Source organism: Blautia sp. MSJ-36 (genome assembly GCF_018917985.1).
Lineage (GTDB): Bacteria > Bacillota > Clostridia > Lachnospirales > Lachnospiraceae > Blautia_A.
Map to the genome: position 1 here is coordinate 15741 of NZ_JAHLPQ010000027.1, position 26557 is coordinate 42297.

Below are 26557 nucleotides of genomic sequence, written 5' to 3' on the forward strand. Positions count from 1 at the left end.
CTTTATCTCTTCTGCTGTTCTTCCATAACAGACGGAAACAGATTTGTGTCCGTATGCGGAATAAAGCATGCACCTACAAACTCATCCATATAGGTAGGAACTGTAGAAAGCTCCAGGTAAGTCATATTTGAAGCCAGTTCATAGGTTTTCTTCTCTGCTGATGTGGAATGAAGCATCAGATAAGCACCCGTCAGAGAAGAGTTACCAATGTAATGGAACTTCTCAAGAGGGATATCCGGGAACATTCCGATATGTACTGCATTAGCCATATTGATCCCGCTTCCGATTCCACCGGCAACATATACGTCATCGATCATGGAAACATCGAAATCAAGAGAATTCAGCATAGTACGGATTGCAGAGAAAATAGCACCTTTGGCACGGATAAAATTATCAATATCTACTTCTGTGATCTCAACATCCTTGGCAGAACCGGCTTCCTCTTCAAACGCGATCACATAGCTTCCCATGCCATAATGATCGTGACGGATTCTTTTGCCCTCACGGACAAATTTTCCCTTCGGATTGATGATTCCTGTCATAAAAAGTTCACTGATCACATCAATGATACCGGAACCGCAAAGTCCTACCGGTTTGGTTCCAGGTTCACCTACAACCTTATATGTCGGCTCCATAGTTTCTTTATCAATGGTACATGCCTCAATAGCACCGTCTGTAGCACGCATACCGCAGCTGATATCTCCACCCTCAAAGGCAGGACCTGCGGAACATGCACAGCTCATCATAAAATCGGAATTACCGAATACAAGCTCTCCGTTAGTACCAAGGTCGATAAACAGAGAAAATTCCGGTCTGTTCCAGATCATACTTACCAGTGTACCGGCAGTGATATCTCCACCTACATAGCTTCCGATATTCGGAGCCATGATAATATGTGCATCCGGATTGATCTCAATTCCCACATCCGATGCAAACAAGGAATTTGTTTTGAAAAACGTAGGAATATACGGTTCCATACGAAGCGGATCCGCATTGATCCCTGCAAACAGATGATTCATGGTTGTATTAGAAGCAACACACATCCGGTAGATCTGTTTCTCCGGGAAATGAATACTTCTGCACATCTCATGGATCATCGGGTTAATGGTCTCTTTGATCACCGCATCCTGAAGTTTCTTCTTTCCGCCAGGTTTCTGAGATTCGATGATACGGTTGATAACATCCGCACCAAAACGGATCTGTCCGTTTCCGGAAGAACTCTTGGCCAGGATCTCTCCTGTTTCCATATTGATCAGGACTGCCGAAACGGTTGTGGTACCGATATCTACAGCAAGACCACCGATCACAACATCTTTCTTACTGTCAAAAATATCATAAACATACATGTCATTTGGTGCTGTACGAACCACGCACTTCACAGAAAATTTACTCTCACGAAGTACATCTGGAAGCTTCTTAAGCACCGCATACGGAATTCTGACACGCTTCAGGTTCATAAACTTCTGAAGTGCACGGGTCAGTCTTTCATTATCCGGCATGGTATCATCCAGTGATGGAATATCCATCTGAAGTTCCACAACATCAAGACTGTTTGTAAGTTCTATGCCAGCCATCTCAACTTCATGCTTGGCATTTTCAAAAATAGCGATTTCTTCTTTTGAGCTCAAATCAGCCACTTTCATTCGGCTCTTATATGCGGATGCAATATCCGGAACAAGAACCTCCACATCTGCACTGATCTTGCTCATACAGGCCAGACGCCAGCCTGCGCCATATTCTTCATCCGAAATATGAAGAGTTTTCTTTGAGTCCAGTTCTCCGCTTTTTAACTGTACCCGACATTTTCCACAGGCTCCGTTTCCGGAACATGGTGCATCGATAGCCACATTGGCACTACGAGCAACCTCCAGTAAATTATCCCCCGCATTGGCAAATGCTTCTACCGTACTGCCATTTTCAAAAGCAAACGTTACTTTAAACATTCAGTAACCACCTTTCTCGCCTCGTGAATGTTTTGTCTTCCACCTGTGGCGCTGGGAGTTAGACTAAACTATATTAGTAAAAAAGAGGCTGAAGGCCGAAGCCCCCAGCCTCTGAAATAGCGCTCCTGTTTTGTTCACACGCCAAATTAGATCTCAAGGTAAGAATCTGCGTAAAGTGTGTTACCCTTAAATACGTCACAGGATTTGATTGTTTCCATAAGACGAAGGTCATTAGGGTTAACGATTGCAGATGTAAGACCATTCATCATAGCCATAGCTACGAGAGCGGAGTCCATGATCGGACGGATATGTTTTGGCATACCATTGCTGTTATTGGAAAGACCACCTGTGGAGTTCAGGCCCATCTCGGAGAACATCTTGATTGCCTCAAGAACTTCCATCTGTTTGTCCTGCATTCCTTTTACAACCAAGAACAGCGGGTCGAACCAGAGATCCTCTGCTTCCATGCCAAGGCCAAGGCCTCTCTCAAGCATGTTCTGGCAGTGCATCATACGCTCGTCGTTGTCTGCTGCAACCATACCGGAAGAGCAAAGTGCGATACAGATCGCATCGTTAGCTGCTGCGAGATCAATATTGGAAATTCTGTCACCAGCATCTGCAGAGTTTACGATCGGTTTACCTTTGCTTCTGTTGTATACAGAAATACCAGCCTCGATTGCTTTCTGGTTTGTTGTATCCAGAGCAAGCGGAACGTTGTCAAACTCGGACTGAAGGAGCTGTACTGCCCATTTCATAAGATCCTCGCCATCGTTCTCAGCCGGTCCGATATTTACATCAAGATATGTAGCGCCTGCATCAAGCTGCTGTTTCGCTCTTTTGATGATCGGCTCAGGATCTCTCTCAGTAAATGCTTTGTTTACTGCCGGTGCTGTTGTTGAAAGTCTCTCCCCAATTGTTACAAATTTTGCCATACTCGTGTTCTCCTTTACATATTAGTAGGATATGGCTGTGCAGCAACCCTGCACAGCCTCTTATAACTGTCGGCGGCATTGCCGGACAGCTGATTTCTCAAACCTTAAGATTATGCGTCAAGGTCTTTTAAGAATTTCACAAGCTGTACTGCTTCTCTTGGTCCTACGATGATCTCCCATCCAGGAAGCTTAGCCTCAAGGTCTCCCTTAAGAACTGCTACTTTACCAGGAATAACCAGTCTTCTGCATTTAACCTTCGGCTCAACATTCTCTTTGATGTACTCGGAGATGCTGTTTCCGGAGAATTTACCGGCTGCCCAGGATGTCAGTACGGAAAGTCCGCCTGCATCATTGATTACCAGGTTAAGCGGAACGCCGGAACGCTCCAGCTCGCCAGATACTACGAAGTATGTAAGAGCAAAGTCTACTGTTGTTACAACGAGAGAATTCTCGTCTGCTCCGTTCAGAGGATAGATGCCCGGCTCTACCTTCATTGGCTTCTGCGGGTCTGTAAATACGTTCTGACGAAGTCCGAACAGCGGAAGTGCCTCTGCATATGTCATCTGCTCCATAACGATGATGGAACCATATTTCATAGTAAACATAGAAGCAAGTGCTGCCTGTAAATGTTTGTCACCCTTCGCAAGTTTAACAAGGTTAACGATGGAAGGATAACCAAATGTTCTGTCCTGATTCTTAAGAGCTGCACGACGAACCTGTACAGTGTTTGCAAAAGTCTCTTTGATGTCAGCTCCTGTTGTGTCAAGTACGAGATTCTTGTTTCCAAGTTTCTCGATAGCTGCTGTAGTATCATATAACTCGTTGATGTCCTTACCGGATACACCAAGAACTACGCCTGCATCTGTAGCAACTTTGCTCATTGCCTCATAGTTGGAAGCGTTTGCTCCGTTAAGAACCGGTTTGCCGTCCTTACATACTTCAAGGGCAGCTTTTGCGATTTCAGGATCTGTACAGCCAAGGATCAGTGTTCTTCCAAGGCCTTTCGCCTTCTCTACAAGTGCTGTGAATTTTGCAGCATCTGCATTCTCATCGCAGTTTACATATACAAGCTCTACATGCATTCTCTCACCGATACGGTCGTAATCAACCTGTGGGATCTCTGCAAGTTTAGCTTCTACTTCTTCATCACTCATGCATGTGCAAAGTGATACGGCATATCTTGTTTTGCTTACGAATGTCTTCTCATGTCTGAAAAGAACAGTCTCTCCACCAAGTGTAAACTCTCCGTCGCCTGTTCCGATCTTGATAGTTTTCATTGGCGGTGCAGTTGCCTCAGAAAGAGATGCTAATGCATCCTCGGACATATGAGGACACTGCTCAATTTTCATAGCGCCCTGTGCAACTTTCATAGAGAAAGCCATACATGTAGGGCATCCACATTCCTTACAGTTTTTCTTTGGTGTTAATTTAAAGATCTGAATACCATTCAGTGCCATAGCTCTTTATCCTCCTATTTATTACGCAAGTGCTTTGATCAGCTTGGAAATTGTCTTAACGGATTCCGGATGTCTTAAGATAACTGCATCAGAACCAGCTGCAAGATCAGCTGCTGCTGTCTCAACTTCCATGTCGATTCCACGCTCGTCCTGTGGTCCCCATGCCGGCATGTCAGCCTCGGAAGCCATAGCCTCTTTAACATTCCATGTCTCTGCGGATACAGGTGTAATAATAGGCATCTGCAGCATGTTATCATCCTGGCCTAAAGCGGCACCTTTGATACGGTCCATAGTAGATACTACGTACTCATATCCATAACCAACTGCTGCACTACCGATATTCATAACGATCTTCTTAGCATCTACACCAAGCTGTGTAGTAACAACGTTAAGCTGTTTAGCAAGGTTGATATCAACGGCAGACTCAGCGCCTACGATCTGATTGTAAGCAAGACCTGCTGCTGCACCGATTGCTTTGTAGTTCTCCTCTTTCTCAGAAAGGATCAGTGCGTTTCTGCCCTGAAGAGCCTCTGCAACCTTCGGAAGGAGCTCTGCATCCTTCTCAACATTCTTGCAGCCCTCTACAACCAGTGGACAGTCAACTGCATCTGCAACTTCTTTAACAACTGCGATCAGCTCATCGATGGATTTGTTAACACCGTTCGGGTCACCGCCCTCAAGGATAAGTGCAACAAAGTCAGCACCTTCCATAGCTGCAGCTTTCTTAGCGATGTCAGCCATTGTAGTAGCGCCTTCATAGTAAGCTTTGATACCTTCAGATACGCCCTCAAGACCCATATCAGAGATCTCTACGCCGATTTTCGGGCAGTTCTCTGACTCTGCGTCAAAGGAATAAAACGGGAATGTACAATCCCCACCAATTGTCACAGTCTTATCTCCGCTTCCGATTGTGACAGCATTAATCTTTGCATTGAACTTTTGTGGTTTCTGATTAAACGGCATTTTTCGTTAGCCTCCTTAAAAATAATAATTAAAAACTACAGAGCTTCTTATATTATACTACATAACACCAGTTATTGGCAAGATGTAGTCCCATATTTCTGTTAAAAAATCAACAAACTTTTTAACATTTTACAGGAGAAAGGATGTCCGCACATCCTTTCTCCCTGATAAATTACATCATCGGATCAAGTCCGAGAGCCGGATGTCCTTTTTCTGTAAGGAATGCAACCAGTGTCTCTGGATCTTCCGCGATTGTCTCATCACCGATCATGTCTGTAAAGTTATCGATTCCGTAAAGCTCTTTTGCAGTCTTATTAAGTCTGTCAGCTACGAACTCTTTCAGTTCTTTTGGCATCCATACGATACGCTCGATACCGCCCTCAGCCTTCATGAACTTCTTGGAGGAAATGAAATGTTTACCATGTCCCATGAATCCAGGTGTCTGAACTCCACCACCTGTCATGGATGCCATCTCAGGGAATGTCATTCCAAGTGGTGTCATACCTGCATACTCACGGTTGGCAATAACAACACCGTTGGAGAATGGCTCAATACCACAGATACACTCGAAGCATCCGCAGGAAGTCATCGGATCCTGCATGATGGAGTACAGTGTAACGTGCTCCAGAGCACCCTGGGAGAATTTCTGAACTGCCTCATCAACGTCCTCATAAGAACCAAGATTCTCATCGATCGGACGCTCTTTTGTGATGATCTGGCAAGGACCAGCCGGGTCAAGCTGATGTGTAGCTTTTGCATCCAGCCATGAAACCGCACCACAAAGACCAAGTCTCTCAGGTGTTACTACACATACGTGGCTTGGTGCGAATGCCTGGCAAAGGATACAGCTGTAATATACGTCAACAGACTCATCTGTCAGAGTATCAAGACGCTCATCACGTTTGTCAAAGATCGGGATTGCAACCTCATGACGGATTCTTGTACACTCAGCAGGATCTGTATAGATAACAACCTCACATTTATCAACAACTGCATCGAACTCATTCTTAACAGATGCATACAGAACCTCACCGATATGTTTGATTCTGAATCCTGCATTAAATGCATCAATGCTGATACGGATACGCTGCATATCACGCTGTCCTGTATGGTATACACCCTCGATACAGTTGATGTAGTTGTGGAATTTACGCTCGATAACCGGCTCAAAGTCAGCCTGCATGTTCTTACCTGCAACTTTAACAACATATGCAATGCTGTTCTTGCTGCCGAATTCCATCTCATCTACTTCAGGTCCGATCACTGTGATCTTGTGATCCTCGATCTCAGACGCATCGCAGGTATGTACAAGCTCTGCACAGTCTACACGGGAACCATCGAACTCAACCTGCATATCTTTACGACGGATGATCTCACCCTCGAATGCAGATGCGAAAGCAACCGGGATATCGATATTTGTGATCTTGATCTTAATGTCACGTGCCTCAAGAGAAGTAGCGTTAAATTTACTTACGTCCTCCTGAACGATAAGGCTCTTCGGTACACGGAAGATATTCTCTGTCTCATTTGTAACAACCGGGAATCCAAGTGCGATAGCGCCTGCACCGCATGCTACGATCACATCATCCAGCGGTTTGAATGCGTTAACAAATGCCGGTACACGATCCATTGTGTATTTCATAAGTGTTCCTGCATCTCCAGGTGTTACGTTACCGAAGATCAGAGCTGCACGGATCGCAACGGAAACTACATGAACAACAGATGTAACATCTTTTCCAAGAGGAATAACACGTACGTTAGCGCCTGTCTTCATTCCGGCTTCAGCAACCTGGTCGATGATTCCGCCAACAAGTGTTACCAGGATACCCTGTGCTTGATAGCTCTTTACAAGTGCAACACCCTCTTCTGTAGTAGGAGCAGCACCAAGGATAACAGCAACGCCTGGGATATCGCCTGTTACGAGCGGTACACCGAGCTCACGGATAACAGCATCACCAAGATGTCCATAGCATGGCTCTTCGTAAGGAGTTGCTCCGTCGATATATTTCAGAACCTCGATGAACTCTGCGCAGAGTGCTGTAGCAACACCGGACATGAATGCATCGTTCAGTCTTTTCTCTCTTGTCATAAGTGTTTTTACAACGCCAAGAGCTTCTTTTAATTCTTTTAATGTTGTAACTTTTGTTCCTGTTACAGCATAGTAGCAAGGAAGGCTGTAAGCGGTATTCGGGAAGCTGACAGCTTTGTCTTCGCCATACTGAGCGATCGCGCCGTCAATAGCACCCTCTGTTAAACCATATACAGCATCGTTTCCGCCGAATACTCTATCAAATAAAGTCACTGTAATACCTCCTATTTTTACAGAATTGAATTCTGATCAATTTTGTCTTTGATTTTTCTGATTTCAGCTGTTACAGTTTCACTGAAATCGTAGGGAGATTTTCCCTGACGATCAGCATCTATAACTTCTGTATTGTAGTGGATCATTCCAAGCAGATCCTCCGCCGGGATCTTATTCCGGATAAATTCCTCATCCTCCGGATTTCTTACCTTATTAGCCACGACCTTAACCTGAGAAACTCCCAGATCCTTTGCAAGACGTTTAACATTCTTATATGTCTGTACACTTCTTGCCCCTGGTTCGATCACTACAATAAATTCATCCATGCTCTCCGTGGTGCCCCGGCCCAGATGTTCCAGGCCGGCTTCCATATCCATGATCACCACATCATCTCTGTGGATCACAAGGTTATTGATCACTCTTTTAAGCATCACATGTTCAGGACAGACGCATCCGCCTCCACCTGTTTCCACAGTCCCAAGGACAAGCAGCTTTACGCCATTACAGGTTTTTCCATAAGTATCCGGAATATCGTCTACCTTTGGGTTCAGCTTATAAAACTGATTCTGACTGTTGGCTCCGGTACGTTCTTCTATAAGCTTACGCATTTTTGAGATCGGAACAATAGAATCCAAGGTTTCCTCGTCAAATCCAAGGGCAAGACCCAGGTTCGCATCCGGATCCACATCTGCCGCAAGGACTTTTTTTCCCTCATCTGCGTATAATCTTGCAAGTGTTGCTGCGAAAGTTGTTTTTCCTACTCCGCCTTTACCGGTTACTGCTATTTTCATTTTACGTCTTCCACCTTTTATAACATTTTAAAGATCGCAACGGATTAGATTCCTAATGCTGTTCTCTTCTCTTCAATTCTCTCGATCATAAGATCAACTAATTTCTCGATGTCTGTCTCTACTGTGTAAGCAGCACCTGTCCATTTTCTTGTTCCCTCTGTAAGAAGCTCGCACATTTCTGAAGAACCGGAAACATATGGATCAACGCCAAGGAATGTATCAATACCAGTACCAACTACGTAGTTACCGATGGATACAGCTTTTTCAGACATCCACTCAGGAGCACATCCTACTACAGGAAGCTGATTGATCTGAAGTCCTGCATCTTTTGCAAGTTCAGCAGCCAGGATCATCATACGGGAGATATCTACGCAGGATCCCATATGAAGTACTGGTGGGATATCAGCCAGCTCACAGACACGTTTCAGACCTGCACCGCAGAGATCTCTTGCGGATTTGTCCATCAGACCAGCTTTAGCAGCTGCCTGTGCGGAACATCCGGAAGCGATGATAATGATATCATTTGCGATACACTTCTTCATCAGTTCGATATGTGCATAGTCAGGACGGATCTTAGGATTGTTACATCCAACCATAGCAACAGCACCACGGATAACACCAGAAGTGATGCACTCAAGTAATGGTTTGGTTGTTCCTGTTACATCAACCTGAGAGTTTGTAACACCATCAAGAACTTTAACGATCGCTTCTACTGAATAACCAACAGTAGCTTTCTGTTTCAGCTGTGGGATATGTACAAGCTCAGGTTTTCTGTTCTTGAAGTTATCGATAGCCATCTTAACGATTGCTTTTGCATTTTCTCCTGCTGTCTCAGCGTTGAATCTGATAAATTCAGAATCCGGCATCTGAGCGATCGGAGAAGTTGTAACAAATTTAGTATGGAAGCATTTGCTCAGAGGTCCTAATGCAGGGAAGATACACTGAACATCAACTACGATCGCCTCGCAGGCACCTGTCAGTACTACGTTCTCCTGCTGCAGGAAGTTACCAGCCATCGGAACACCACGACGCATAGCTACCTCGTTAGAAGTACAGCACACACCGGAAACGGTGATTCCTTTTGCTCCTACAGATTTTGCATAATCGATCATTTCTTTGCTGTCTGCATACTCACAGATCATCTCAGAAAGACTCGGATCATGTCCGTGTACAACAATGTTTACGTTCTCTTCAACCATTACTCCAAGGTTAGCCTCTGTATCAAGTGGCTTCGGAGTTCCGAATAATACATCAGAGAACTCTGTTCCCATCATGGAACCGCCCCATCCATCAGCCATACCGCAGCGAAGAGACTGTTTTACAAGTGCCTCCGGAAGAGATGAACATCCCATATGAGACATATGCAAGGAGCTTGCAACCTCACGGTCGATAGCACGTGGTGCGATTTCATTCTCGATCAGTTTTTCTTTCTGTCCTGCAGGCATTCTGTCAAGGAATCTCTGATATCCGAACGGTTTACCATATTCCATAAGACCGATCTCAGCCATCTCATGAGCCAGATCATAGATATCCTTGCCTTCTGTTTCCACACCCCACTCTTTAGCGATGCGAAGCAGTTTCTCAGGATCTTTTACCTGATAATTTCCGCCCTCTTTTGCACAGTACAGTGTATGGCAGATCTCACGACCATGATCGGAGTGAGTAGCTGCACCACCGGCTGTAAATTTAAGGAAGTTTCTTCCTACGATACCATGAGCATCACATCCGCAGATTCCTCTTGGAGCCTTCGGTGTAATACGACACGGTCCCATTGCACAGATACGGCAGCAGATACCCTGCTCACCGAATTTACAGTGCGGAGTCTGGTTTTTTGCACGGATCTGCCATGCATCTGCTCCTACCTTTGCACCTGTCTCGAGAAGACGGGCTGTAGCGGCTTCAAATTCCTCCACTGTAGTTAATTTGAATTCACTCATTATAGACCTCCTTTAATAGCACATCTATTTTTATTTTTCTTTTTATAATAAGCCCAGGGCAGGAACCCATCCCCACCCATGGGTTATTTTCTTTTTTAAAAAAAGGTTTATATTTCGTTATAAACCTAATTTATCAAAAATTTCAAAAGCTGCTTTTCTCATCGGATTATCCTCAGGAAGAGTAACGGTTGGTTTACCATCGCAGTCATATTCATAAACTGCCTCATCCTGTGGTACCACACCGATCAGATCGAGTCCCTGATTCCGGATCTCCTCAAGGATTCCTGGATTCAGTTCTGCTTTTGGCGCGCGATTGATAATAAGACCTACTCTGGAAGGCTTCATATCGCATTCCTTAATAAGTTCTGCGATTCTGCCAACTGCCTGTACGCCTCTTCTGGAACAGTCGCTTACAAGGATCGCTGTTTCCATACTCGGAAGGATTCCTCTGCTGATATGTTCCATTCCTGCTTCATTGTCCACAACAATATATGGATAATTCTTCTGGTATTTGGCAAGCTGGGCCTGAAGCAGACCATTCACAAAGCAATAGCATCCTTTTCCCTGGGTTCTTCCCATTACAAGAAGGTCGTAATCGTCTTCCTCTGCAAGTGCATCTTCGAAACGTACCTCAGCATAATCAGCTTTGGACATTCCTGTCGGGATCGGGCTTTTCTCTGCCATCTCCGCATGGGCAATCTCCTCACGGACATCTCCCAGTGTGGTATCTACTTCTACGCCAAGAACCTCATTCAGGTTTGAATTGGCATCTGCATCTACAGCCAGTACAGGTCCTTTTTTCTTTTCGCAGAGATACTGGATCAGCATTCCGCATAATGTAGTTTTTCCAACGCCGCCTTTTCCGGCGACTGCAATAACATGTGCCATAAAACGGGCACCTCCTGATTTTATATCTGTTATGCCGGCGCATAAGGGAGGTGCCTGATACTGTTCTGGCACCTCCGCATCGTGCCGGAAATTGTATTTAACTTTAGATAAGTGTACGAAGTCCGGATCTGTCAATGATCTCGGATACATCTTTCCATTTGTTCAATGCATAAAGATGGATACCGTCAACACCAAGGGCGCGATACTCATCGATCTGTCTGATAGTGTATTCGATTCCCTCTTCTTTGAAACGTTTAACCTTGTCCTCATAGAACATGTCAAACGGTTTACCGTCAGCGTCTTTTGCATTGAACGGATTCGGGAACAGCCAGTTTCTGGAGATCAGTCTACAAAGCTCGCTGTCCATCACACAGCCATTACGTGAAAGAGCCATGTTAATGGTAGCTGCCTGATCCAGGATCGGCATTACTCCAACATCTACAGGCATTGTCACACCAGCCTCACGGATAGCGTCCAGCCAGTATTTGAACTGTTCCATATCCCAGCAAAGCTGAGTCATAATGTAGTCAGCGCCATTGTCCTGTTTCTGTCTTAAAACAGCGATATCCGCATCCAGGCTTCTGCATGCGATATGGCCTTCCGGTGAGCCGGCTACTGCGATCTCAAATTTATCGCCAAATTCATCGCGGACAAATTTAACAAGATCGGTTGCATAATTGAAGTCTCCACATGTTGTTGTCTCACCAAGCGGAATATCTCCACGAAGCGCAAGCATATGGTCTACGCCTTCAGCCAGATACTGTTCCAGCTGCTCTTTGATGCCTTCTTTTGTATTCTTGATTACTGTGAAGTGTGTTACAGGAGTGGTTCCTGCATTCTTGATCATCTGGCATACTTCTCTGTTTGCGCCGACATTTCCGCCGCCGGCACCGTATGTACAGGAAATATACTCCGGTTTATACTTCATGAGATGTTCAATGGTTCCCGGCAGATTTGCCATGCCTTTTTCTGTCTTCGGTGGAAAAAGTTCAAAGGAAAGCAACATTTTTTCTCTCATTGCTTCAGATAATTTCATTGATCGTCCCTCCACGTCTTAGTGTTATTATATTTTTATAGGAATGATCTCTGTCATTCCCTCAGCTCACATTTCCATAAAACTGCTGTAATATCAGTCACACTGCAGTTTCACGATACTGTTCGCCAGATCTACCATGAGAATACTGCCCTCTACCACGCGCTCATCTCCCATGATATCACGAAGGATCAATTTATTTCCGTCCACATCAATGCGGCTTACATTTTTAAAAATTACTGAATTATCTTCTTCTTTATATACAGTTGCAAGACACATAATCAATTCCTCCAAATAAGCGGTTTTCTGTTCTTCCGCTCTGCTGTCAAAATCATTCTGTCAGTTTATTTCAGTTCTTCCTTAACAAGGGTAAGGGCAAGTCCTAGTCTCATATTACCCTTCTGGAAATCGGATACTGCTTCCTTGATTGTCTTGGCAGCTGCATCCATGTTAAGTTTCTTAAGGTTGTCAGCCATCTGGTCAAGTTCTGCCGCATGATGCTCATTATGCTGCAGCATATAGGTAAGAAGTGCTACAGTCTCATTCTTGCAGTCACCGGACTCGCAGGAACCGCAGTGGCCATCGCCGTGTGTATGGCAGTGGCTGTCTCCTTCTGCATGACTGTGTGTATGGCTGTGAGTCACTCCATCCTCGTGAGTGTGCTCATGTGTATGTTCGTGGCTGTCCGCATGTCCATGCTGAACAAGGTTGCCATTCTCATCTTTGATTAAATGCATAAATACCCCTTTCCTGTATCCGCAGGGCGGACACGCTCATGACAAGAATTTATCAATTAAATTCATTATACATCTTTTTGCCTTTATTATCAAGAAAATTATTATAAAAAATATCCAAAATTATGCGCCATTTTTCTTGATTTTTCAAAAACTTTGACAGTTAATTAACCCGATTGTTTCGATTTTAACGAAGTTAGTTTCTCCAAACCATCTAATATTGCTCATAGCAGCTTTGAAATCCGGATCAAGCTTTATCACTTTTGTAATATATTTGATGTGATTCTTTCATATTTTTGTGCTATAATAGCAAAAACATGGGAAACAGAACAAACAAGGAGGAATTATTTTGAGAGAGACTGTTTTTCTGAATAACGACAGAGAAATGCCCCTCCTGGGGCTTGGTGTATATAAGTTGCCCGACGACGTACAGGCTGAGGCTGCTGTCATTTCTGCAATCTCTGCAGGTTATCGCATGATTGATACTGCATCCGTTTACAAAAACGAAGAAAGTGTGGGACGTGCCGTTGCCAGATGTGGGGTTCCCCGTAAAGATCTTTTTATCACCAGCAAGATCTGGAACACCGCTCAACGTCTGGGTGATGTTCAGGGTGCTTTTTCCCGCAGTCTTGACCGCCTGAAACTCAGTTATGTTGATCTCTGCCTGATCCACTGGCCGGTTCCCGGCTGCTACCTCAGCACCTGGAAAGAACTGGAAAAAATCCTGGAATCCGGACGTGCTTTAAGTATTGGTGTCAGCAATTTTGACATCCGGCATCTGGAAGAGCTCCGTAAAATTTCCGGAATTATTCCGGCTGTAAATCAGATTGAATGTCATCCCCTGTGTTATCCATCCGAGCTGATCGAATACTGTAAGGCTTTTGGCATTCAGGTACAGGCTTATGCCCCTCTGGCAAGAGGTGCCTATTTTGACAATGATGTCATGTGTGTTCTGGGAACCAAATACGCAAGGACTCCTGCACAGATAGGTCTTCGCTGGGCCATCCAGAAAGGAATTTCCGTTATTCCAAAATCCAGCAATCCGGAACGTATCCGAAGCAATGGAAATATTTTTGATTTCAATATCGAAGATGAAGACATGGCGATCATTGATACGCTTAATGAAGATCTTCATACTTCTCATGTTCCGGAAGATCTCCGTGACATTCAGTTTTAGTTTTTTCATAATAACATAAAAAAGATATCTGCCTGATCCTAAAAAAATCTTCTGGCAGATATCTTTTTTATTTTTTTAACTGAATTTCATATGTTTGAAGCGGGCGAATGTTTCTGGCTCATACATTTTCCCAGGGGAGCATCGGTGTTTCCACTTTTTTGTCACGCAACATCAGATCCATTACCGCTTCTGCTGCAGATTTTCCCTCAAAAAGTACACGGTTCACTTCCGTTATGATAGGCATCTCCACTTCATATTTCTCCGCAAGTTCTCTTGCGGCTCTTGCGGAATAAACACCTTCCACAACCATCTGTACCTTATCCATAGCCTGTTCCATTGTACATCCCTGACCGATCAGATATCCGGCTTTTCGATTACGGCTGTGTACGCTCGCACAGGTTACGATCAGATCACCAATTCCGGAAAGTCCGTAAAACGTTTCCATCTGTGCTCCCATTTTCTTTCCAAGCCTTGCAATCTCCGTGATTCCCCTGGTGATCAGAGCTGCTTTTGTATTGTCTCCATATCCCAATCCGTCAGCGGTACCTGCTGCCAGTGCAATCACATTCTTAAGTGCTCCCCCAAGTTCTACTCCCAGAATATCCGGCGTTGTATACACGCGGAATACAGGACTCATAAAAATACTCTGAAGATATTCTGCAGTCACCCTTGTACGTGCGCTGACCACGCAGGTCGTAGGAATTCCTTTTCCAACTTCTTCCGCATGACTTGGACCTGAAAGAACTGCCACATCTCCCTCAGGAATTTCTTCCTCAATTACGTCACTGAGTGTTTTCAGTGTTTTTTCTTCGATACCTTTTGCAACATTGACAATCTTCTGACCCTTCCTGATAAATGGTGCCATTTTATGAGCCGTACTTCGAATGTACGGAGAAGCCACTGCCAGCACTGTTACATCAGCACTTTTAATCGCCCGTTCCAGATCTGTCAGAATTTCAATGTCTTCCGGAATCTGTACACCTGGAAGCCGGTCAGGATTTTCTCTTTTTTCCCGGAGTTTCCGGGCATCCTCCGGTCTTGCTGACCAGAGAAGGACTTCATGGCCGTTATTATGCAACAGGAGTGCCAAGGCCATGCCCCAGCTCCCCGAACCCAGTACGCTGATTTTCGCCATAAATTTTACCTCTTATTTTTTATTCTTGCTGCTTAGGAATACTTTATTCTCAGTTCCATGAAGAAGCCTTCCAATATTGGCTCTGTGCCTGTAAAAAGCCATAGCTGTAAGAACCGCCATCACAATATAGAGTTCCACAGTATGTGGCTGATCCATCCCGTATTTTCCCATATGTCCAAAAACAAGGACCAGGATAAACGCTGCCGCATAGGCACTGAGGGAACAGAGAGATACGTAATGTGTTGTAAAAAACAGTGCAAAAAAGGCAACTGCACATACAATAAAAATCCGCCAGTCAAAAGCAATGATCATGCCCACAGAGGCTGCAATTCCTTTTCCACCACGAAATTCCATGGAAATCGGGAAATTATGTCCCAGAATACAGCCCAGCGCAGCATAAAGCGTCAGAAGCGGGAGAATACCGCTCATGGAGTTCCCATAAATCATTCTCACGATCACAATGGCAAGCACACACTTCAGGCAGTCTCCCAGAAGTGTAAGCGCTCCCGCCTTTTTTCCGAAAGTGCGGAATGCGTTAGTCGTTCCCGCATTTCCGCTTCCATGCTCTCTGATATCTGTCTTGTGAAGCTTTCCTATAATATAACCTGTCTGGAAAAGTCCGCATACATAACCAATAACAAGGCAAATAATACGTTCCATATTTTTATTCCTTTTCCCCGCGCTCGCGGATGATGAATTTCAGGGAAGTTCCGGAGAATCCAAAGGCATCCCTGATCTTGTTCTCCAGATATCTTACATAGGAGAAATGCATCAGTTCTTTATCGTTGACAAAAATTACAAATGTCGGCGGTTTTACCGCAACCTGTGTCATGTAGAAGATCTTCAGCCTTCTACCACGGTCGGACGGCGGCTGCTGGAGAGCAACTGCCTCAGAAAGGATCTCATTGAGAACACCGGTCTGGATACGGAGTGTCTGATTCTCGATAACTGTATCGATATTCTCAAAGAGCTTCGGAAGTCTCTGGCCTGTTTTTGCAGAAATAAAAATAATCTGTGCATACGGCATAAAGGAAAGGATCTGACGGATCTTCTCAGTATGCTTGTAGATGGTCTTGTCATTTTTCTCAATGGCATCCCATTTGTTTACAGCTACAATGATACCTTTTCCTCTGTCATGGGCGATTCCCGCGATCTTGGCATCCTGCTCGGTAACTCCCTCGGAAGCATCAATCACAACTACGACCACATCTGCACGCTCTACAGCTGTTACTGTACGGATAACGCTGTAGCGCTCGATCTCTTCTTTTACTTTTCCTTTACGGCGAAGTCCTGCAGTATCAATAAATACATAGTCCTTATTGTTCCAGGTAACCTTGGTATCAATGGCATCACGTGTAGTTCCCGCAATGTTGGATACGATCACACGCTCCTCACCAAGAAGTTTGTTGATCAGAGAAGATTTTCCAACGTTCGGCTTTCCTACAATGGCGATCTTCGGGATATCGTCCTGATCTTCCTCCTCGCTCTTATCTGGGAACTCTTTGATTACCTCATCCAGCATATCTCCAAGACCCTGTCTGTTGGCTGCGGAAATTGGGATCGGTTCTCCGATTCCAAGATTATAGAATTCATATACATCCATCATGTACTTCTGATGGCTATCCACTTTGTTGACTACAAGGCGTACCGGCTTGCCGCTGCGGCGAAGCATATCTGCCACCTTGGCGTCAGAATCCACAAGCCCCTGGCGGACATCTGTGATAAAAATAATCACATCTGCCGTGTCAATGGCAATCTGCGCCTGCTCTCTCATTCTGGAAAGAATGATGTCGCTACTGTCCGGCTCAATTCCGCCTGTATCGATCAGGGTAAATGTCCGGTCAAGCCATGTGACATCTGCATAAATTCTGTCACGGGTTACTCCTGGTGTATCCTTTACTATGGAAATATTATCACCTGCCAGAGCGTTAAACAGAGTGGATTTGCCTACATTAGGCCTTCCCACTATCGCTACTACTGGTTTGCTCATAAATTTGTCTCCTTCTTGTTGGTTTATGTTTCGGAGGATTGATCACAGCCTCTACCAGATCACGTCCTCCTGTGTCTACAATTACAATTTCTGTTTTCAGTGCCTCAGAAAGTTCTTTAAGTGTCATATCATCCAGAAAAATCTCTTCATCACCTTTCAGCATGCTGCATGGGATCAGAAGTTTTTCTCCCAGGTCAAGGCCGGAAAGCTGTTCTTTCAGATCCTGCCCTGTGATCAGACCGGACACCGTAATCTTTTCGCCGAAAAAGCGATTCTCGATGGTTGTCACCGGAATCTGCACATTGGGAAATTTTTTCTTGATTTCTTCTATATAGCGGGCAATAAAAGGCGCCGCCAGTTTTCCTGTGGCGATCCTTCCTGTCACTTTACGGTCGTCACCGGTAAGTTCCTTAAGTGTTTCCTTTACTTCGGTTTCCAGAAGTCTTAACATTCCCACGCCATTTTCAAGCTGCAGATATCCGTCGTATTCCTCCTCACAGGGAAGCTCCCTTCCTGCCAAAATATACCACTCATCCGAAGCATGGATAAAATGAATCCCGTACTTCTCCACCATGATCTTCTGCCAGCGTTCGATCTGACTCAGAACTTTTTCTGCATCTTCTTTATTAAAAGGTTCCAGAGGATAGAGACCTTTTCTGTATTTGGTAAGTCCCACCGGCACAACAGAAACACTCTGAAGAACCGGAGCATAGGCGGAAAGCTTCTCAAGGCTGTATTCCAGCTCATCCCCGTCATTAACACCTTTACACAGTACGATCTGTCCGTTCATGGTGATCCCTGCGTTATACAGCATATCCACCTTCTCCAGGGCCTTTCCTGCAAAGCGGTTATGCAGCATTTTGCACCGGAGTTCCGGATTCATTGCCTGGAATGAAATATTGATCGGTTCCAGATGATAGCGGATCACTCGCTCAATATCCTTCTCGCTCATATTGGTAAGCGTCACATAATTTCCCTGAAGAAAGGAAAGCCTGGAATCGTCATCCTTAAAATACAGCGTCTCACGCATATCCGGCGGCATCTGGTCAATAAAACAGAACATGCACTTATTTGAACAGGAACGATAGTCATCCATCAGTCCCCCGTTCTCAAATTCTATTCCAAGGTCTTCCTCATATTCCTTCTCTACCTCCAGCTCCCACTCTTCGCCATCGGGCTTCTCTACCAGAAGCACCACAAGCTCTTCATTCATGAGATACCGGTAATCGAAGACATCCTCCACAGGCTGACCGTTTACAGACACAAGTCTGTCCCCTGGTTCCAGCCCCAGCTCCTCGGCAATACTGTCGGGCAGCACCCTGGAAATCATATGCTTTCTTAATTTCATCATTATCTCCCTTTTCTATCCCGTATATAATAACAACTTTGGTTCCAAAAATCAACACTTTGAGAAAACACCTTGACTGACACGTGCGTCTGATGTTATAAATAGACTGAGAATTTTTTTATGACATACACTTAGGAGGAATATTATGCCAAACATAGAATTGCTGGAGAAGTCTATGCCTGTTGCCCCGATCCGAATCGCTGCACTTGCCGGATGCCGCGAACTGGCCGAGGAGGTTGACAAAAAGCTGGTTAAATTCCGTAAAGAACTTGTAGCAGCCAAGAAATCCACCATTATTCCACAGGGCTATGCAGAGAAATCTTTCCTTGTAGACTGCGAATGCCCACGTTTCGGAACCGGTGAAGGTAAAGGTTACATCAAAGAATCCGTTCGTGGTACAGACCTTTACATTATGGTAGATGTGACCAATTACAGCCTTACTTACAGCGTATGCGGCCACGAGAACCACATGTCTCCGGACGATCATTACCAGGATCTGAAGAGAATTATCTCCGCAGCCACCGGTAAAGCACACCGTATCAACGTTATCATGCCATTCCTTTACGAGGGACGTCAGCACAGACGTACCAAGAGAGAATCTCTCGACTGTGCACTTGCACTTCGCGAGTTAAGCGCAATGGGCGTTTCCAACATCATTACTTTTGATGCTCATGATCCACGTGTGCAGAACTCTATTCCACTGAAAGGTTTTGATAACTTTTTCCCGACATACCAGTTCCTGAAAGCACTGGTCAAAAATGTCCCGGATTTCAAACTCGATAATGATCACCTCATGATCATCAGCCCGGATGAAGGCGCTATGTCACGTGCTGTATATTTCTCCAATATCCTTGGAGTTGATATGGGTATGTTCTACAAACGCCGTGATTACTCCACCGTTGTCAATGGCAAGAACCCGATCGTTGCCCATGAGTTCCTTGGAGATTCCGTAGAGGGTAAAGATGTTGTCATCATCGACGATATGATCTCTTCTGGAGAGAGTATGCTGGATGTTGCCCGTCAGCTGAAAGAGCGTAAAGCCGGACGTGTATTCGTCTGCACAACCTACGGTCTGTTTACAGATGGTGTGGCCAAATTTGACGAATATTACGAAAAAGGCTGGCTGGACAGAGTCATCACAACCAACCTTAACTACCGTATTCCGGAACTTCTTGACCGTCCATACTATATCGAGGCAAATATGAGCAAATATCTTGCAAGTATCATCGATATCATCAACCATGATGTATCTGTCGAGAAAGTTCGTTCCAGTAACGAAAAGATCATGGATCTCATGAAAAAAGTCAACGAACAGTAAGAAATGCTCCCAGGTTTCCACGTTTTCCGTGAGAAGCCCTGTGTGAATAAAGAAAGAGCGGATTACAGCAGGTGCAGATGCCCGGCATGGAAATCCGCTCTTCTTTTATGCCTGCATCCAGAAAGATTCTTCGGTTTGCCTCCCAGAGATTCAGCTGATATTTTCCATCTGGTTTCTCATAAAAAAGTACATCCCAGTATTTTTCTTCAAATGCTTCTTTAAACTGATCGATCACATCTTCACTGACTTCATAACAGTCCTGACAGATAGACGGACCGATGGCTGCGTAAAGTTCTGAAGGGTCTGTCTGAAATTCCTCAGCCATTTTTTCCACCGTCACTTTACCGATCTTTCCTACCGTACCTCTCCACCCGGAATGGGAGAGTCCTATCGCTTTATGTACCGGATCTACAAAGAAAAGTGGTACACAGTCCGCATAAAAGGTCGTCAAAACCAGTCCAGGTACATTGGTAATCATTCCATCCATATCTGTATAAGGCCTCGGTTTCGTGATTCCATTTCCCCGGTCTTCTTCCGTAACCACACGTACATTGGTGGTATGTGTCTGATCTGAAGTTACGATATCTTCCATGGAAAATCCCATGGCATCCGAAAGTCTGCGGTAATTTTCCCGCACTGCATCCTCGTTATCTCCTCTTGTAAAGCTTAAGTTCATGGATTCATAAATTCCCTGACTCATTCCGCCCAGACGGGTGCTGAAGCCATGTACGATCCCGGGAATTTTTTCAAAAGCAGGATACGTCAGCCACGTAACTCCGCTTTTCTGATTTACATTCATTAACTGCTTATCTTTGTACCATTTTATTTTCATCTTATGTAACCAGTCCTTTCATCTGCAAAAATCAAAAGCATTTTTTATCCAGTGAATCTCTTTTCCATCAATACCCACTACGTCAAAACGGCAGGGAGGCAACTCCCGGTATCCATGTGCAATCAAGTAAAACATTGCCACTCTGCTGATGATCCGCTGTTTTTCTCTCCCTACCGCTGAAAAAGAACTTCCACTTTTTCCGTTCTTTCTGTATTTCACTTCAATAAATACCAGATATCTTCCATCCCGTCCAATGAGATCGATCTCACCACTTCGGCAGCGAAAATTTCTTTCCCTGATCTTCAGTCCTTTTTCTTCCAGGAATGATGCAGCAATTCCCTCATAATAGCTGCCCTTCTGTCTTCTATTTTCTTTCAGAAAAACAAAACCTTTCTGTTTTTGATGTCGGTATCTTTCGTATCTTATTTTTTATACAAAATGTGTGATAAACGTTTTTCTGTGTATCGGACTTGGCCCGTATTTCTTCAATGCTTCAATATGTGCTGCAGACCCATAGCCTTTGTTGGAGGCAAATCCATACTCCGGAAGAACCTTGTCATATTCTTCCATCATCCGGTCTCTGGTCACCTTCGCCACAATGCTTGCCGCTGCAATGGATACACTTTTTGCGTCACCTTTGATAATGGGTACCTGCGGGATCTGGATCCCCGGTATGGTAACCGCATCATTTAAAAGCAGCTGCGGCTGCACAGAAAGTTTACTTACCGCCTGGCGCATTGCCTCATAAGTTGCCTGCAGGATATTGATCTCATCAATTCTCTCCGGACTTGCCATTCCGATCCCAACGGAAACTGCCCCTTCCATGATCACATCATAGAGCTCTTCTCTCTTTTTGGCTGTAAGTTTCTTGGAATCATTGAGCCATAAAATATCGCAGTCTTTCGGAAGGATCACCGCACAGGCTACTACCGGGCCGGCAAGGGGGCCTCTTCCCACTTCATCGATCCCACAGAGATATCCCAGGTGTTCATACTTATGTTCATATTCCTTCATGATCTCTGTGCGCGCACGCTCATTTTCCAGCGCCTGAAGTTTTTTGCGGTACTGCTGGATCAATTTCTGTACACCGCTTCTCTCATCGTTTTCATAATGCTGAAAAAGGGCGTTGTATTCGCCCTCCTTCGCTGACGCAAACTGCGCCTTGATATCTTTCATTGTTTCCATTATGCTTCCTCTGTTTCTTTCGGGAATTCCAATGTCACCTTTCCAAGTTTTCCGGAACGGAATTCTTCCAGTAAAAGACGGGATGCCTTCTCATAATCAAGCTCTTCGCCCTTTTTCAGGCAGCCTCTTGCCTTTGCAACTGCAGTGAGGATATCCAGCGGCTTCTGTCCTTCTTCCACATTGTATCTCTCTCTCAGTGCTGCCGGGTAAAACTCCTGCAGATATCCAATGAGCCCAAGAGCAAGTTCTTCGATATTCAGAATGTCATCTTTGATAGAGCCGATATAGGCAAGACGCATTCCCACCTCCTGATCTTCAAACTTTGGCCAGAGAATTCCTGGTGTATCCAGAAGCTCTACGCTTTTATTCAGGCGGATCCACTGTTTACCTTTTGTAACTCCCGGTTTATTGCCGGTCTTGGCGCAGGCTTTTCCTGCAAAGGTATTGATAAATGTTGATTTTCCAACATTCGGGATTCCTGCTACCATGGCGCGTACCGGACGGTTTTTGATTCCTCGTCTCCGGTCTCTCTCTGTCTTTTCCTTACAGGCTTCCGTGATTGCCGCAGAAACAGCCTTCATGGAGCCCTTATTGCGGGAATCAATACTTACTGCATAGATTCCTTTTTCTTTAAAATATTCCATCCAGGCACGGTTCTGTCTCTCATCGGCAAGGTCTGCCTTATTGAGAAGGATCATACGTGCCTTGTTTTTTCCAAGTTCATCAATATCCGGATTACGGCTGGAAAGCGGAACTCTTGCATCTACAAGTTCAATGATCAGATCGATCAGCTTGATATCTTCCTGCATCTGGCGTTTCGCCTTCGTCATATGGCCTGGATACCACTGTACGTTCATAATTCACCTCATTTATCTGTACTTTGATCTATTTTATAAATCCTATTTTATTTTTTGGAGAAACTGTAAACCATATTTTTCCAACAATATACTTCTTGTTAATATTTCCGATATCGCTGAAGCGGCTGTCCTCACTGTTGTTACGGTTATCACCCAGGACAAAATATTCTCCACTTTCCAGTGTTACGGCACTGTCTGCAAGTCCTCCATCTGTCATATCCTGATAAGCTCCGTTTTCTTCATAAACTTTACCATTGATATAAACCTGTCCGTCTTTAACCTGAACAGTCTCTCCCGGAAGGCCGATTACACGTCGAATATGCAAAGCTGCCGAGTCACTGGCACTTGTCTTAAAAACGATCACATCTCCACGTTTTGGCGAACTGAACTTGTATAAAGCCCTGTTTACAAAAAATTTTTCACCTACAGAATATGTGGGTTCCATGGCGCTTTCCTGCAGTGTCACGGTCTGAAATGCGGAAATCGCAACCAGCACAGCAAAAACCAGAGTTACAATAATCTCAAATACCCACTTCACGATTCCTCTTGTCCTGTCATCCCGAAGCTTCTCCCTGGCTTCGGAAACAGCTCTGTTATCCTTCAGATCCTCAATCTTTATTTTCTTATTTAATCCCATATTCTATCCCCTGTATGTGTTTTTACACGCATACGCACTGATGTAAAAAGAGGGACAATAGCAAATGTTATTGTCCCTGCCTCTTTACTTATGAAATTATTTTACAAGCTCTTTAACCTTAGCTGCTTTACCTACGCGCTCTCTCAGGTAGTTCAGTTTCGCACGACGTACTTTACCATGACGGATAACCTCAACTTTAACTACGTGTGGGGAATGAAGTGGCCATGTTTTCTCAACGCCAACACCGTTGGAGCTCTTTCTTACTGTGAAAGTCTCTCTTGTGCTTCCGCCCTGTCTCTTAAGTACTGTACCCTCGAAGATCTGAACACGCTCACGTGTTCCCTCTTTGATCAGTGCGTGTACTCTTACTGTGTCTCCTACGCGGAACTGCGGTACTTCAGCTTTCAGCTGAGCGGACTCAATGTTCTTAATAATTTCGTTCATGTCTTTCTCTCCTTAATTATACTGGATGTTCTTAATACACATGTGGTAACAGAGGACCATCTTTTTTCACAACATAAGTGATTATACACTAGATAACTTCCTATTGCAAGAACTTTTTTCCTGGATTTTCGAGTGTTTTTACCAGCAAAGTACTTCATGTCCCGTCTCTGTGACAAGTACCATGATCTCCCACTGTGCAGACGGCAGGCCATCTTCTGTCCGCACTGTCCAGTCATCAATCTCATCTGTATAAATTTCGTCAGATCCCATATTAACCATTGGCTCAATGGTAAAGATCATTCCCGGAACCATGAGTACTCCTGTATCTTCTTTGGAAGTGTAACTTACCCACGGATCTTCGTGAAACTCAAGGCCTACACCATGTCCGCCAATTTCTCTGACAACGGTATAACCGTTTTCTACTGCATGTTTATGCACGGCACTTCCCATATTTCCGATCGGTGTCCATGGTTTTACCTGCTCGAGGCCAAGCTCTACGCATTCCTTTGTCACACGGACGAGTTTCTCCTTCTCCGGACTTACCTTTCCGATACAGAACATACGGGAGGAATCGGAAAAATATCCCTGGTAGATGGTAGATACATCTACATTGACGATATCTCCCTCTTTTAAGACAGTCTCTTCATCCGGGATTCCGTGACACACTACCTCATTGATTGATGTGCATACGCTTTTTGGAAAACCTTCATAATTAAGTGGTGCCGGAATTCCCCCATGGCGTACGGTTTCCTCATGTACCCAGTCATCGATCTGCTGTGTGGTCACGCCTGGTCCAATGTGCTCTGCAACATAGTCAAGAACTGCGATATTGATCTTGCAGCTCTCTTTGATCTTCTCGATCTGTGCAGGTGTCTTGATTAGATCATGGTCAAGAACTGCATATCCTTTCTTTTTCATGAGTTCCATTTTTTCATCAAATGCTTCATGGCATTTTTTATATTTTTTTCCGCTTCCGCACCAGCAGGGATCATTTCGTTCGATTTTTTTAGACATCTTTTCCTTCTCCTTTTCGCAGCTGTATGACTGCTTTTTCTTTTGTATTTTATATGTTCAGATATGTGGTATCTGTCTGTGATATTTTTTATGGAGAATTACTCCGCCTGATTATCATAGCACAACTTTGTTTAAGTGAAAAGTATTCTTTGTGTTTTTGGTTTGTTTTATTTAACTTTTTATAATTTTCCATTAAAAAAGGAATCGCAATATTTTGAACGATCCCTTTTTATTTATGCATTTTTTATTTTTCAGCGGCTGCAGCCTGTCGGTTTCCACCGGTTGCCATCACCCGCATTCTTCCAAGTGCACTGGACACTGCTGGTATGGAAATCACAACAATAGTAAGTACTCCTTCCAGAAGAATATAACTGTAATTGTAAATGATCGGATACAAAGCTGTCAAAGACTTCGGAAAATTATCCGGCATATAATCCATCCAGTAGAGGTATCCACCAAGTGCGTGGAATGCACCTCTTGCCAGAATTGCTACAATGTAGGCTTTCAGAAGGCCATATTTCTTGGATTTTGTAAATAATCCGGAAAGTCCCATTGCTCCAAATGCCAGGATATAATCACAGCATACCTGGAAAAAGGAAAGGACATATGGCTCCTGAAGGAACTGGAAAATTCCATATACAAGACCTGTGAGAATTCCTACTTTAACACCGTACCAGTAACCGATCAGAACGATAAACAACATACTGAATAAGGTTACAGATCCACCAAATGGCAGTTTAAATAATTTAATGTAAGAAGTTACATATGCAAGCGCCAGTGCTACTGCACAGGTAACCAGCTGCTGTGTGGTGAGTTTCAATGCGGATGTGTTTTTCTGAAGTAATGCTGCTACCAGGATTACCAGAATCAGAACTGCAATCACAGATACGACATATCCTGCCGTTGTGAGACCGCCTTCGGCAGTTACAAGAAAATTAAACATACTCTTTCTCTCCTCCTTACGTTGGGATTACCCAAATCAAGTTCAAAGGTCGAAGCTTGCGCCTCCTCTCAGCCTGGTCAGGCTCCCTTGGTCTTACCTATTGTAGCATATGGGGAGGGGGATGTAAATGGGGGGGAATTGTGTATACGAAAAAACAGGAAAGAAATCTGTATGTGGATTTCTCTCCTGTTTTACTCTTTCCCTTGTAGCTTGAAAACTACATACATGTGGTTGTTGATGATTGTTAATCGTTTTTGAATCAAGTTTTACCTGCGTGCCGATTTGTAGCTTTTTTCACGGGCTCGCAGCTAAAGCTGCATCGCCTGTTTAGTAGGCTACTCCAGCGGGGGTCATCTCACGACTCCGTCGTTCGATGTCATTTGCTTCGCAAATGTTCAGTCTGTATCATAAATGGTTCTCCACAAGCAAGCTTGCTCCGCCCCATTTCTGCTACATCCTGCCCGCTTCCTCGGCTGGTTGGTCAAGCCCTCACCCGATTAGTAACAGTCAACTCCATGTGTTACCACACTTCCACCTCTGCCCTATCTACCTCGTCGTCTTCAAGGGGGTTTACTTCATAAGAATGGGATATCTCATCTTGAGGGGGGCTTCACGCTTAGATGCCTTCAGCGTTTATCCCTTCCGGACTTGGCTACCCGGCCATGGCTTTGGCAAGCCAACCGGTCCACCAGCGGTC

General features: G+C 44.5%; 25 protein-coding genes, 1 rRNA gene and 1 riboswitch. Of the genes, 2 read left to right on the forward strand and 24 right to left on the reverse strand.

The genetic code is table 11. The features are described 5' to 3' along the window. Positions 1–2: 2 nt before the first annotated feature. The 11 genes from acsV to KQI39_RS14275 all read right to left on the reverse strand — a co-directional run bounded on the left by acsV (position 3) and on the right by KQI39_RS14275 (position 12983). Complete coding sequence (acsV, locus tag KQI39_RS14225) at positions 3–1943, reverse strand: corrinoid activation/regeneration protein AcsV (RefSeq protein ID WP_015525294.1); 1941 nt, start codon at positions 1941–1943, stop codon at positions 3–5. 146 nt (positions 1944–2089) lie between these two features. Beyond that, entirely contained in the window at positions 2090–2875 is a 786-nt protein-coding gene (gene acsE / locus KQI39_RS14230) for a carbon monoxide dehydrogenase/acetyl-CoA synthase methytransferase subunit (RefSeq protein ID WP_118062497.1), read from the reverse strand. 110 nt (positions 2876–2985) lie between these two features. Beyond that, on the reverse strand, positions 2986–4332 hold the full coding sequence (gene acsC / locus KQI39_RS14235; protein WP_118071626.1) for an acetyl-CoA decarbonylase/synthase complex subunit gamma: 1347 nt from the start codon (positions 4330–4332) through the stop codon (positions 2986–2988). A 21-nt stretch (positions 4333–4353) separates the two neighbouring features. Continuing rightward, positions 4354–5295 carry an acetyl-CoA decarbonylase/synthase complex subunit delta gene (acsD, locus tag KQI39_RS14240; RefSeq protein WP_118071625.1) on the reverse strand — a complete coding sequence of 314 codons (942 nt, stop codon included), beginning with the start codon at positions 5293–5295 and terminating at the stop codon, positions 4354–4356. A 172-nt stretch (positions 5296–5467) separates the two neighbouring features. Then, positions 5468–7597 carry an acetyl-CoA decarbonylase/synthase complex subunit alpha/beta gene (gene acsB, locus KQI39_RS14245; RefSeq protein ID WP_216419131.1) on the reverse strand — a complete coding sequence of 710 codons (2130 nt, stop codon included), beginning with the start codon at positions 7595–7597 and terminating at the stop codon, positions 5468–5470. A 17-nt stretch (positions 7598–7614) separates the two neighbouring features. Then, a complete protein-coding gene (locus KQI39_RS14250; protein WP_118514473.1) occupies positions 7615–8388 on the reverse strand; it encodes an ATP-binding protein in 774 nt (257 codons plus the stop codon). Between the two features lie 44 nt (positions 8389–8432). Beyond that, positions 8433–10325, reverse strand: coding sequence for an anaerobic carbon-monoxide dehydrogenase catalytic subunit (gene cooS / locus KQI39_RS14255; protein ID WP_118071624.1), 1893 nt, complete (start codon positions 10323–10325; stop codon positions 8433–8435). Positions 10326–10442: 117 nt separating this feature from the next. Then, the gene (locus KQI39_RS14260; RefSeq protein WP_216419133.1) at positions 10443–11213 is read right to left on the reverse strand and encodes an ATP-binding protein; all 771 of its coding nucleotides are present in this window, start codon (positions 11211–11213) and stop codon (positions 10443–10445) included. Positions 11214–11316: 103 nt separating this feature from the next. After that, entirely contained in the window at positions 11317–12249 is a 933-nt protein-coding gene (locus KQI39_RS14265; protein WP_021975844.1) for a methylenetetrahydrofolate reductase, read from the reverse strand. 93 nt (positions 12250–12342) lie between these two features. Beyond that, on the reverse strand, positions 12343–12525 hold the full coding sequence (locus tag KQI39_RS14270) for a CooT family nickel-binding protein (protein WP_021975843.1): 183 nt from the start codon (positions 12523–12525) through the stop codon (positions 12343–12345). 65 nt (positions 12526–12590) lie between these two features. Beyond that, positions 12591–12983 (reverse strand): hypothetical protein, encoded by a 393-nt coding sequence (locus tag KQI39_RS14275; protein ID WP_021975842.1) that lies wholly within the window; start codon positions 12981–12983, stop codon positions 12591–12593. 346 nt (positions 12984–13329) lie between these two features. Here KQI39_RS14275 and KQI39_RS14280 point away from each other — a divergent pair, with 346 nt between their 5' ends. Then, a complete protein-coding gene (locus KQI39_RS14280) occupies positions 13330–14157 on the forward strand; it encodes an aldo/keto reductase (protein WP_202031007.1) in 828 nt (275 codons plus the stop codon). Positions 14158–14275: 118 nt separating this feature from the next. Here the strand turns inward: KQI39_RS14280 and KQI39_RS14285 are convergent, their stop codons facing one another. Genes KQI39_RS14285 through KQI39_RS14300 form a run of 4 tightly spaced genes read right to left on the reverse strand, consistent with a single transcriptional unit; the run spans position 14276 to position 18630 of the window. After that, positions 14276–15292 carry an NAD(P)H-dependent glycerol-3-phosphate dehydrogenase gene (locus KQI39_RS14285; protein WP_173763136.1) on the reverse strand — a complete coding sequence of 339 codons (1017 nt, stop codon included), beginning with the start codon at positions 15290–15292 and terminating at the stop codon, positions 14276–14278. Positions 15293–15304: 12 nt separating this feature from the next. Then, the gene (gene plsY / locus KQI39_RS14290; protein WP_216419135.1) at positions 15305–15952 is read right to left on the reverse strand and encodes a glycerol-3-phosphate 1-O-acyltransferase PlsY; all 648 of its coding nucleotides are present in this window, start codon (positions 15950–15952) and stop codon (positions 15305–15307) included. Positions 15953–15956: 4 nt separating this feature from the next. After that, positions 15957–17282, reverse strand: coding sequence for a ribosome biogenesis GTPase Der (gene der / locus KQI39_RS14295; RefSeq protein ID WP_021975838.1), 1326 nt, complete (start codon positions 17280–17282; stop codon positions 15957–15959). Continuing rightward, positions 17245–18630: a DUF512 domain-containing protein gene (locus KQI39_RS14300; protein WP_173763134.1), complete on the reverse strand. Its 1386-nt coding sequence runs from the start codon at positions 18628–18630 to the stop codon at positions 17245–17247. The genes der and KQI39_RS14300 overlap by 38 nt, the downstream gene beginning before the upstream one ends. Before the next feature lie 145 nt (positions 18631–18775). Here KQI39_RS14300 and KQI39_RS14305 point away from each other — a divergent pair, with 145 nt between their 5' ends. Then, a complete protein-coding gene (locus KQI39_RS14305; RefSeq protein ID WP_015525311.1) occupies positions 18776–19948 on the forward strand; it encodes a ribose-phosphate pyrophosphokinase in 1173 nt (390 codons plus the stop codon). On the opposite strand, the gene pgeF is transcribed toward KQI39_RS14305, so the two are convergent. The 9 genes from pgeF to KQI39_RS14350 form a co-directional block, all read right to left on the reverse strand. Next, a complete protein-coding gene (gene pgeF / locus KQI39_RS14310) occupies positions 19935–20780 on the reverse strand; it encodes a peptidoglycan editing factor PgeF (protein ID WP_216419137.1) in 846 nt (281 codons plus the stop codon). The genes KQI39_RS14305 and pgeF overlap by 14 nt on opposite strands. An 18-nt stretch (positions 20781–20798) precedes the next feature. Further along, entirely contained in the window at positions 20799–21158 is a 360-nt protein-coding gene (locus tag KQI39_RS14315) for a YraN family protein (protein ID WP_148447259.1), read from the reverse strand. Between the two features lie 51 nt (positions 21159–21209). Then, complete coding sequence (locus KQI39_RS14320) at positions 21210–21965, reverse strand: ribonuclease HII (protein WP_148447227.1); 756 nt, start codon at positions 21963–21965, stop codon at positions 21210–21212. Beyond that, positions 21965–22822, reverse strand: a complete 858-nt coding sequence (gene ylqF / locus KQI39_RS14325) for a ribosome biogenesis GTPase YlqF (protein ID WP_215707024.1) — start codon at positions 22820–22822, stop codon at positions 21965–21967. Before ylqF ends, KQI39_RS14320 begins: the two co-directional genes overlap by 1 nt. Before the next feature lie 28 nt (positions 22823–22850). Continuing rightward, positions 22851–23459, reverse strand: a complete 609-nt coding sequence (gene lepB, locus KQI39_RS14330; RefSeq protein WP_173763130.1) for a signal peptidase I — start codon at positions 23457–23459, stop codon at positions 22851–22853. A gap of 96 nt (positions 23460–23555) precedes the next feature. Beyond that, the gene (gene rplS / locus KQI39_RS14335; RefSeq protein ID WP_216419139.1) at positions 23556–23903 is read right to left on the reverse strand and encodes a 50S ribosomal protein L19; all 348 of its coding nucleotides are present in this window, start codon (positions 23901–23903) and stop codon (positions 23556–23558) included. Positions 23904–24041: 138 nt separating this feature from the next. Further along, on the reverse strand, positions 24042–24917 hold the full coding sequence (locus KQI39_RS14340) for a methionyl aminopeptidase (RefSeq protein ID WP_148447233.1): 876 nt from the start codon (positions 24915–24917) through the stop codon (positions 24042–24044). A 244-nt stretch (positions 24918–25161) separates the two neighbouring features. Then, positions 25162–25860, reverse strand: coding sequence for an energy-coupled thiamine transporter ThiT (locus tag KQI39_RS14345; protein ID WP_148447235.1), 699 nt, complete (start codon positions 25858–25860; stop codon positions 25162–25164). Next, a riboswitch (TPP riboswitch) is annotated at positions 25857–25959 on the reverse strand. (Overlaps the previous gene by 4 nt.) Positions 25960–26337: 378 nt before the next feature. Next, positions 26338–26557: ribosomal RNA gene (locus KQI39_RS14350) — 23S ribosomal RNA — on the reverse strand; the annotation flags it as partial.

Bases quoted from the DNA above. Each gene is read 5' to 3' on its own strand.
- acsV (WP_015525294.1), bottom strand. From the start codon at position 1,943: ATGTTTAAAGTAACGTTTGCTTTTGAAAATGGCAGTACGGTAGAAGCA.
- acsE (WP_118062497.1), bottom strand. From the start codon at position 2,875: ATGGCAAAATTTGTAACAATTGGGGAGAGACTTTCAACAACAGCACCG.
- lepB (WP_173763130.1), bottom strand. From the start codon at position 23,459: ATGGGATTAAATAAGAAAATAAAGATTGAGGATCTGAAGGATAACAGA.
- KQI39_RS14250 (WP_118514473.1), bottom strand. From the start codon at position 8,388: ATGAAAATAGCAGTAACCGGTAAAGGCGGAGTAGGAAAAACAACTTTC.
- KQI39_RS14285 (WP_173763136.1), bottom strand. From the start codon at position 15,292: ATGGCGAAAATCAGCGTACTGGGTTCGGGGAGCTGGGGCATGGCCTTG.
- acsD (WP_118071625.1), bottom strand. From the start codon at position 5,295: ATGCCGTTTAATCAGAAACCACAAAAGTTCAATGCAAAGATTAATGCT.
- KQI39_RS14345 (WP_148447235.1), bottom strand. From the start codon at position 25,860: ATGTTTAATTTTCTTGTAACTGCCGAAGGCGGTCTCACAACGGCAGGA.
- cooS (WP_118071624.1), bottom strand. From the start codon at position 10,325: ATGAGTGAATTCAAATTAACTACAGTGGAGGAATTTGAAGCCGCTACA.
- KQI39_RS14300 (WP_173763134.1), bottom strand. From the start codon at position 18,630: ATGAAATTAAGAAAGCATATGATTTCCAGGGTGCTGCCCGACAGTATT.
- KQI39_RS14340 (WP_148447233.1), bottom strand. From the start codon at position 24,917: ATGTCTAAAAAAATCGAACGAAATGATCCCTGCTGGTGCGGAAGCGGA.
- KQI39_RS14270 (WP_021975843.1), bottom strand. From the start codon at position 12,525: ATGTGTCTTGCAACTGTATATAAAGAAGAAGATAATTCAGTAATTTTT.
- pgeF (WP_216419137.1), bottom strand. From the start codon at position 20,780: ATGAAAATAAAATGGTACAAAGATAAGCAGTTAATGAATGTAAATCAG.
- KQI39_RS14320 (WP_148447227.1), bottom strand. From the start codon at position 21,965: ATGGAAACAATGAAAGATATCAAGGCGCAGTTTGCGTCAGCGAAGGAG.
- KQI39_RS14275 (WP_021975842.1), bottom strand. From the start codon at position 12,983: ATGCATTTAATCAAAGATGAGAATGGCAACCTTGTTCAGCATGGACAT.
- KQI39_RS14260 (WP_216419133.1), bottom strand. From the start codon at position 11,213: ATGGCACATGTTATTGCAGTCGCCGGAAAAGGCGGCGTTGGAAAAACT.
- der (WP_021975838.1), bottom strand. From the start codon at position 17,282: ATGAGCAAACCAGTAGTAGCGATAGTGGGAAGGCCTAATGTAGGCAAA.
- plsY (WP_216419135.1), bottom strand. From the start codon at position 15,952: ATGGAACGTATTATTTGCCTTGTTATTGGTTATGTATGCGGACTTTTC.
- KQI39_RS14265 (WP_021975844.1), bottom strand. From the start codon at position 12,249: ATGAAATTATCTGAAGCAATGAGAGAAAAAATGTTGCTTTCCTTTGAA.
- acsC (WP_118071626.1), bottom strand. From the start codon at position 4,332: ATGGCACTGAATGGTATTCAGATCTTTAAATTAACACCAAAGAAAAAC.
- ylqF (WP_215707024.1), bottom strand. From the start codon at position 22,822: ATGAACGTACAGTGGTATCCAGGCCATATGACGAAGGCGAAACGCCAG.
- rplS (WP_216419139.1), bottom strand. From the start codon at position 23,903: ATGAACGAAATTATTAAGAACATTGAGTCCGCTCAGCTGAAAGCTGAA.
- KQI39_RS14305 (WP_015525311.1), top strand. From the start codon at position 18,776: ATGCCAAACATAGAATTGCTGGAGAAGTCTATGCCTGTTGCCCCGATC.